Below are 7,575 nucleotides of genomic sequence, written 5' to 3' on the forward strand. Positions count from 1 at the left end.
TATAACGAAGACAAATTCCATTGTATACCCTAAATAGGGTGTCAACTTTGTCACCGTATTTGTTATAATCAATCTAAAAATAGCCAAACTACTTTTAAAAAGGAGGAATTATTTTGAGTGTCGTGGAAATTCACATGGAATTAACCAATAAGCAATATGCGTTGCAAGATCATCTCTTTGAACTTCAACACGAAATGGATTTAGTTGAAAAAAACATCGAAGCTCATGAGCAAGATCCTTTCATTTCAGAAGAGCAAGTTCAATCTCTGTATCGTCATCTCTGGTCTTTACAGGCTGATTTTAATGAAAGTAAAAAAGAATTAGAGACCGTCAAAAAACGTTTAAGTGAACTAGTTGAGATAGTAGGCGGTATCATGAGTTCAGATTTTTAAAGGCACTTTTGATAAAAGTGCTTTTTTTAGGCTAATTGTTTGGCAATAAAACGTCCCTTAAATAATTTCTTCATCCGATTTAATGTGTGAGACAAGCTCTCTTCATCTGCATGAATCGGTATTGCCTTCATCTCTTTTACTGAGGCATTACTCGGATCTTGTGGCAAGTTAAGGTGAAAAGATTTTAAAATTTTATTCGTTACCTCATCCATATTTACAAAATATTCATTAAATAAAACCGTCACTTTAATCATGATTTGATTCACCACTACAATAAGAGAGGTCTCACACCCTTTAAACCCAAGGTCATTTTTAATAATCATCCCCTGATAACCATCCACTTTAATTCCTTTAATTTCAGCAGACTTTCTCATTAACAACTGTTGATTTTTCATAACAGGTGTCATCCCCTCATCGAGTTGTTGACGTGTAATCGAAATAGTAAGGGGAGAATCAACGCTCGATTGTCCCTCAATAGCCATTAAGTCATAACCATCCAAATTCATTAATACCTCTAACTGTCTCGGAATCATAATCGAAGCATCCATTAATTGATATCTCACTAAATGATCATAACGATATCGTCCTCCATAGAACGCCTCAAAACAATTCTCATCCTTCAAAAATTTCTCCATTTTCATCTATCCGTGTCCCCTTTATCCATAAAATATCGCCGTGTATCCGACAGCTCGTTTACATGTTTACATTATATTGACAAAAATCTCAAAATAGACCTAACTTTTTCATAAAATGAGGCGGATGGAAAAAGACAAATATTCCTTTAAATCGAATATCTTTCAAAATGCAGACTTTTTTTATGTAAGATGTTGCCCCTTTTTGTTTTAATGGTTCACTTCCTTTTTTTAATTTTGAAAACATTTGTCAATCACGTCGTAAATCTCTTTCTTCTTTTGTATACTATAGCATATTAAGGAAGAGAGGGATTAACCATTGAAAAAAATTGTCATTAGTATCTCACTACTCGTCACTGTTTTATCTATCGTTTATATCTGTCAATATAATACAGCCTCTAAAACAGCAGAAGAAGCCATGTCTGTCGCCGGTGCTGATTCCATTGAAATCCTTTATGAGAAAAAAACAGAAGATGGTAGCATTTTACTGTATCGAACCATCGGAACGGATTCCTTATCTATCGCCTATGTCAATCGTAACTTTTCAGGTTATGAATTTATGGATTACAACATTGCTTATGAAATCTCAAATTTAGAAGCACAAGCTGGTCTTTCTTATGTCAGTCTTCAAAAAACAGAAGATGTTCCCTATACGATTTATGCAGGAATCACAACAGATGAAAACTTACATGAAGTCTTAATTACAGAGCCGTCTTTTAGCATCGCTCATAGCGCTAAAATTATCGAATCTGATATAGAGGGAACCTATATTTGGATGGCCTATTCTCCTGATTTTACAGGAGAAAATTTCTCACTCATCGGTCTTTCCGAAACAGGTGATATTATCGGTGACATTGAACAAGATGGAACACAAGTTACCATTCATACCATTGATACAACTGAAGCTCACTAAAAAGAGGAAACTTAATGTTTCCTCTTTTTACATTGAGGTGTCAATTCTAAAAAAGCAACGGATAAACGCCCCCTATCTAAACAGGTATCAAACCAATAGTGATACCATCTTACATAAAATAAAAAGACATAGGCCCCTACACTCCTATGTCTTGTTTCAATTTTTAATAATCATCATCACCTTATAAGACAAATTCAGTTTTAGTCCATTGTCTAAAAAAATTAATATCTCGAATCGATCCATCACCATTTAAAAGCCCCAAATAAATCCCATCAGCTTTTCCAACTTTCCAAATCGCACTCGCTGTATTATCTTTCGTCGAAATACCAGCTGACTTCACATAATCAATAAAAACATCTTTACCAACACCAAATGTTTCAGTCACATAAGCGACTAAATAAATATCGATACAACTCGCTCCTAAGTCATTCACATCTTTGCTCAAAATATGCTCTTTTACAATTTCAGGCCATTCCTCAGGATAACTCTCCACAATCAAATCTTGAATTTCACCTAAACAATAGGCACGATAACTTCGTTTCTCCCATTGTTTTAATAAAGAAGCATCACCTTTTAATTCCACTAAATGATTTAATGTTGTTTTTAAATGACAAAGCATGGGGATGACTTTCGTATCCAAACTTCGTCCTCTCAAATGATTTGGTAACACAACCTTCAAATTATCATCTTTCATCATATTCTCCCCCATTTATTTGAAAACCCTTTCCTTTTCATCACTATTATATGACCTCTTGTCGATTATATCAAGAAAGCCTCTAAAACTTTTTTTAATTTTTGCTTGCAAAATAGCTCATAGCAAATCTCAAACTAAAAAAATCAGAGTAGCCTTCTATATTTTTCAATATATGTCGGCTTCCTCTGATTTGTTGACTTTTTTTATTCCGTTACGTAAAAATTTCGCTGCGAATAGCCTAAATCATCATGATCTAGGCAATAAATGACTTTACCTTCTTGGGTAAATCCAATTAAATCGACCTTAATGTCCTCAATTATCGTCAACTGCTCTAAAAATTCTAAAATTCCATCTTCTAATATCTCATAACGCTCAATATCAATCCATTTCGGAAAAAACTGTCCCTCATTTTTAATTCCAATCGCCACTACCATTTCATTTCCTTGCTGCATATAATCCATAATCTCTCGAGTCTCCCCTTCTACCGGTTCAAACTCAATCAAATCCCCCTCCAAAAACTGCTGCTCCTTTAACCCAAACCAGCGCATGACAAAATCATCCTCTTCATATACAAACATTTGTAAGTAATCTTCATTATAAGCTAAATCCATCATATTCGCTTGAGCAGGAACCTCTAATTTTTCACAAGTCTGTGACGCTAATTCACAGATCAAATATCCTGCTGCCGCTTCATATCCCCCGATTTCTGCTATTAAATGTTGTCCATTATTAATAAACGTTGCATTCCATAATACGACACTTCAAGTAACTTTTGAGCATCATAATAAATCGGTTTGGCTAACAAAACCGGTTCACTCCCCTGATTCCATAACCAAAGCCCCTCCGTATTGCTATAACTCATCATCGTTAAATCCTGATTAAAGTCACACCCCAAAATTTTCCCCTCTCCGTTGATAACATCAGGTAATCCCTCTACCTGAACAACTTCTAACTCTTCATCAAAAATAAATAACTCCTCTTCCGTTATCACATACAATTGATTATCAAGAATCTTTACCTTAAAAACACTCATCCCAAGCATCACTTCTTTGATGACATCTAAACGAGATGCACTCGTCTGATAAAGAATGGCCTGATGATCTAGCGTATATGGCACTGTCAAATAAAGATCATGACCTCCAAGACGTCCTAAAAACGTCAAAGGCTGCAGATACTCATCGCCTAGCTCATTAAGATTAAACAGCACATCAGAAAGCTCTTCGACTTCTTCTTCAACCCCTTGATTATCCTCTACGATTTCTTGCTGTGGCATTGAAGTCACAGACTGACATCCAGCTAATAACATACTTAAAATAAAGATACTTATCCCTTTTTTCATGATTCCCCTCCATTTTTTCTAATTATACCACATAACATTCTAAATTCCCTTCATTCACTACATGAAATAAAATCAATCAGCAATGATTGGTTAAAGTTTTAATAAATTGCAAAACTTAGACCTTTCCGTTCAAATATAACTAAAAAAATCCCCCTAAGAACCGATTCTTTAAGATTTAAAAGGAGCCATCACAGGCTCCTTATTTATTTAATTGTAATCAGACTTTCTAAAATAGTCTCACTTTCATGATGTTCATAAGAATCCTCACCCGTAGGAATCCAAATTTGTTTTTCAATCACAACTTTGAACGTTCCTGTTTTAGTCTTTGATGCTCGATAAATTCCCTTTACGCCTTGATTTCCTAAATATCTTAATTGGCTCATCTGAAGCTCTTCTCCTGTTTCATCAAAAACACGAATATCATATCGTGACCAATCTTCCTCTGGAATAGTCGCATCCACAATGACTCCAAATGGAGTCATTGATATTTGTTCAATACTGGCTCCATTCGCATTTACTCCTTCAACAACCGTCACTGATGATAACTCTTGATTAACCTTAACTGGCACTTTAAATGCCCAAGTTCCCCATGTGGTTTGTGATTCATCATCAATATGATTGGCACAATTTTCTACGACAATTTTCTTTGTTTGGAAGGTAAACTCTTCTGGAATTTCTCCTGATCCTAAATAGTACTGCTCCACGCCAACAAACGTATGCTCATCAATAAATTTTCCTTCAAATCCTGAAATTCCGATTACCTCTAATTCCGCATCAAAATCAACTTTACTATAGGCCTCTTCTACAAGCAGTTGATTCACCTCAATGACCTGATTCTTTGCTTCTTCAACGATGTAGGATAAATGTTCAAATGGTTTCTCACTCTCCACGACATACGTTACATATAAAAACTGTCCATCACTAAAAATTTCCGACAACGTCATCGCAATTCCATTCGAATAGGCGGTTTCATTCACTGATGTTGCATACTCTGAATAATTACCTGGGAAGTACAAATTCTTTTCAATTGACTCAAAGACATTACCAATAACCGGTAACTTAGAAGCTACTGCTGGATTCGTGAATCCAAGTCCTAGTGTAATCATAAGCCCCGCTGCTAATCCTACTCCTACCTTTTTCACACGTCCTAATTTCTTTGTACGTTTCATCATCATCGCCTGCTTAACTCCTTCATTAATCACATCGTCTAATTGATTGGGTAAAGAAATCTCATCATATTTATTCATTAAAACATCCTCCCTTTAATAAAACATTTAACTCCTCTTTCGCGCGTCTTAAATGACTTTTTACGGTATTTAGCGGTAACTCCATCAAATCGGCTATCTCTTTTTCTTTATAATCATTAAAAAACTTTAAAATAATTACCATTTTATACTCAGGCCGTAATCGATCCATTGCTTCATACAAATCTAACTTTTGTTCAATCGAAATTCCTTTGTTAACCTCCTGAATATCAACCTGATCTAATAATGGCATCACATCCTGCTGCTTCTTGATTTCCTTTAAAGCCACATGAATCAAAACTTTCGTCATCCATGTCTTAAAATAATCGGGATTCTTTAATTGATGAATCTTCATCAATCCTAAATAGGTCATCTCCCCAACAATATCAAGGGCTACTTGTTGCTCCTTCACATAACTAAAGGCCATTTTATAAAAATAGGCTTTATGACGCTTAAGTAGTTCACCATAAGCATCATGATCTCCTCTTATCGCCTTTTTAGCTAACTGCCTCTCACTGACTTCCTCTACTTTTTTAACCCAAGGTATTACTAATACACGATCCATATCCTACGCCTAACCTTTCTTTGATACCATGCTATCATAATTGACACCTATTAGAGAGATAAACAGGATAAAAAGTTGCAAGAAAATAAAAAAAATAACCATTCACAAACCGAATGATTATTTTGAGTGATTTAAATGATGCCCAATCGCAGCTCCACCAAAATAATTGATTAAGCAAGCTAAGACGCCTGGCATTAACACAAATAATCCAGGCATGAAAAGGACTAAAAGACTTAATCCAATACTCCACAAGAAAATAAAAAGAGATTGAAGAAGATAAGCATGTGACATAAAGAGAGCATTTTTTAAAAGTTGAAAAATTGATGTTTCATAACGTGAGAATAATAAGAGAATAAAGGCCGTTAAGACGACAAGTTCAAAAATTAGGATAATGATAAACAGCCAGGCAAGCGTCATTTTTTGCAGTAATGAACGATATCCGATGAATAGATAAAACAAACTTCCAAACCAAAAAATTCCGAGAATAAGAAGAAGCGGGAATGACATTTTAAAGTTTTGACGATAACTTTTATAAAAATCAGCACCTACTTGAATCTCTTCCCCTCTTAGCTTTTTCCCGCAAACAAATAAGAGCGCCGTTGTTGAAGTCACGATTGTTACAATTGGTAAACATCCCACAAACCATAAGACACTTAATAACATTAAATCATATGCGTCTGCTAACATTTTTCCAAGAGGCCGATCTGCATTAAAGATTCCCATCCTAATCCCCCTAACACTCAATGGCTTGTTCTTGACGTAATTCTTCAACTGCTTTTTGACGAACTAAAAACTTATGAATCGAATTTCGAATAAAAATACTTCCGGTTAATCCAATCGCTCCTGGTAACACAATCACAATCCCGGGTACAAGCAGCAAGCAAAAAATGATAGCGATGATTAAACCAAACGCTTTAATCGACTCAATAAAATAAGCATGTATAAATAAAAATGAATTTCTAATAATTTGGATTGTACGAAGCTCATATTTAGCTAAAAGTGCACACATATAAACACTCATCATCACTACCTCAAAAGCTAAAACCAACATGACCACAACTGACCCATTAAAGCCTTCTTTTAAAGCGGAAAAACTCATCATAAAGTAAGTTAACGTCCCATACCATAAGATGGCTAAAATCCCGGTAATCAAAAAAGATTGTTTAAAATTCTCTTTATAGCTTTTAATAAATTCAGAAATTATTTTAGGCTCATCTTGTTTAACCTTTTTCCCACAAACATAAAATAAAGCCGTTGTTGAAGCCCCAATCGTTACAAGCGGTAAACTTCCAATAAACCATAAAATTGATAAAACAGCGATATCGCTAATCGCATAAATCATTTTAAAGAATAGATTATCATCGTATTGTGATGCCATAAAAATCCCCCTCCTGTTTTTACTCTTTCATTATACCTTAAGATAAATAATTTGTAATCGTTTTTATTCCAATTTTAGGTTTAAAAAGAGTCTAAATTAGAGATTTTTACATATACTAATAAGGAAGTAGGGAAATCGTTCGTAAACGTCATTCGTCTCTTAGGTAAAGAGCTCCTTTTTCACTTATATTTGATTTTTTCAAATGTAAACATCCAAAAGAATGATTTCTCTTTCACAACACGCTAGAATGAAAAGTTGAACTGATATCAGTTCAACTTTTTTCATTTTCCACCAAATTGTTCTATTTTTCTCAACGTGTGAATAGACTATAAAGAATGAACAGAGACCCTGATTCATTCAACTTGAAACTCTCCTTTTCTTTTAATAAGATTTTCTTTACTCTATAAAAAAATATCCG

10 protein-coding genes are annotated in these 7,575 nt (G+C 34.5%); 2 read left to right on the forward strand and 8 right to left on the reverse strand.

Features of this window, described 5'->3' with window-relative positions; genetic code table 11:
- The first annotated feature begins 122 nt into the window (after positions 1 to 122).
- Entirely contained in the window at positions 123 to 392 is a 270-nt protein-coding gene (locus tag HMPREF9402_RS01415) for a hypothetical protein (RefSeq protein ID WP_237701255.1), read from the forward strand.
- Between the two features lie 26 nt (positions 393 to 418).
- Here HMPREF9402_RS01415 and HMPREF9402_RS01420 read toward each other — a convergent pair whose 3' ends face one another.
- Complete coding sequence (locus HMPREF9402_RS01420) at positions 419 to 1,033, reverse strand: hypothetical protein (RefSeq protein WP_009606223.1); 615 nt, start codon at positions 1,031 to 1,033, stop codon at positions 419 to 421.
- A gap of 310 nt (positions 1,034 to 1,343) precedes the next feature.
- On the opposite strand from HMPREF9402_RS01420, the gene HMPREF9402_RS01425 reads away from it, so the two are divergent.
- Positions 1,344 to 1,937 (forward strand): hypothetical protein, encoded by a 594-nt coding sequence (locus HMPREF9402_RS01425; protein ID WP_006783840.1) that lies wholly within the window; start codon positions 1,344 to 1,346, stop codon positions 1,935 to 1,937.
- Positions 1,938 to 2,118: 181 nt separating this feature from the next.
- Here the strand turns inward: HMPREF9402_RS01425 and HMPREF9402_RS14075 are convergent, their stop codons facing one another.
- The 7 genes from HMPREF9402_RS14075 to HMPREF9402_RS01460 all read right to left on the reverse strand — a co-directional run bounded on the left by HMPREF9402_RS14075 (position 2,119) and on the right by HMPREF9402_RS01460 (position 7,157).
- Positions 2,119 to 2,631, reverse strand: coding sequence for a hypothetical protein (locus HMPREF9402_RS14075; RefSeq protein WP_009606226.1), 513 nt, complete (start codon positions 2,629 to 2,631; stop codon positions 2,119 to 2,121).
- 203 nt (positions 2,632 to 2,834) lie between these two features.
- Complete coding sequence (locus HMPREF9402_RS01435; protein ID WP_009606248.1) at positions 2,835 to 3,305, reverse strand: hypothetical protein; 471 nt, start codon at positions 3,303 to 3,305, stop codon at positions 2,835 to 2,837.
- A gap of 38 nt (positions 3,306 to 3,343) precedes the next feature.
- Positions 3,344 to 3,970, reverse strand: a complete 627-nt coding sequence (locus HMPREF9402_RS01440) for a hypothetical protein (protein WP_009606225.1) — start codon at positions 3,968 to 3,970, stop codon at positions 3,344 to 3,346.
- A 203-nt stretch (positions 3,971 to 4,173) separates the two neighbouring features.
- Positions 4,174 to 5,217 carry a DUF4179 domain-containing protein gene (locus HMPREF9402_RS01445; protein ID WP_009606237.1) on the reverse strand — a complete coding sequence of 348 codons (1,044 nt, stop codon included), beginning with the start codon at positions 5,215 to 5,217 and terminating at the stop codon, positions 4,174 to 4,176.
- Positions 5,210 to 5,779: a sigma-70 family RNA polymerase sigma factor gene (locus HMPREF9402_RS01450; protein ID WP_009606242.1), complete on the reverse strand. Its 570-nt coding sequence runs from the start codon at positions 5,777 to 5,779 to the stop codon at positions 5,210 to 5,212. The genes HMPREF9402_RS01445 and HMPREF9402_RS01450 overlap by 8 nt, the downstream gene beginning before the upstream one ends.
- 117 nt (positions 5,780 to 5,896) lie before the next feature.
- Positions 5,897 to 6,502 (reverse strand): DUF624 domain-containing protein, encoded by a 606-nt coding sequence (locus HMPREF9402_RS01455; protein ID WP_006785368.1) that lies wholly within the window; start codon positions 6,500 to 6,502, stop codon positions 5,897 to 5,899.
- Between the two features lie 10 nt (positions 6,503 to 6,512).
- Positions 6,513 to 7,157, reverse strand: coding sequence for a YesL family protein (locus HMPREF9402_RS01460; RefSeq protein WP_006785369.1), 645 nt, complete (start codon positions 7,155 to 7,157; stop codon positions 6,513 to 6,515).
- Positions 7,158 to 7,575: the final 418 nt, after the last annotated feature.

Origin of the sequence: Turicibacter sp. HGF1 (assembly GCF_000191865.1) — a bacterium.
Lineage (GTDB): Bacteria > Bacillota_I > Bacilli_A > MOL361 > Turicibacteraceae > Turicibacter > Turicibacter sanguinis.

Bases quoted from the DNA above. Each gene is read 5' to 3' on its own strand.
- HMPREF9402_RS01450 (WP_009606242.1), bottom strand. From the start codon at position 5,779: ATGGATCGTGTATTAGTAATACCTTGGGTTAAAAAAGTAGAGGAAGTC.
- HMPREF9402_RS01460 (WP_006785369.1), bottom strand. From the start codon at position 7,157: ATGGCATCACAATACGATGATAATCTATTCTTTAAAATGATTTATGCG.
- HMPREF9402_RS14075 (WP_009606226.1), bottom strand. From the start codon at position 2,631: ATGAAAGATGATAATTTGAAGGTTGTGTTACCAAATCATTTGAGAGGA.
- HMPREF9402_RS01440 (WP_009606225.1), bottom strand. From the start codon at position 3,970: ATGAAAAAAGGGATAAGTATCTTTATTTTAAGTATGTTATTAGCTGGA.
- HMPREF9402_RS01420 (WP_009606223.1), bottom strand. From the start codon at position 1,033: ATGAAAATGGAGAAATTTTTGAAGGATGAGAATTGTTTTGAGGCGTTC.
- HMPREF9402_RS01455 (WP_006785368.1), bottom strand. From the start codon at position 6,502: ATGGGAATCTTTAATGCAGATCGGCCTCTTGGAAAAATGTTAGCAGAC.
- HMPREF9402_RS01445 (WP_009606237.1), bottom strand. From the start codon at position 5,217: ATGAATAAATATGATGAGATTTCTTTACCCAATCAATTAGACGATGTG.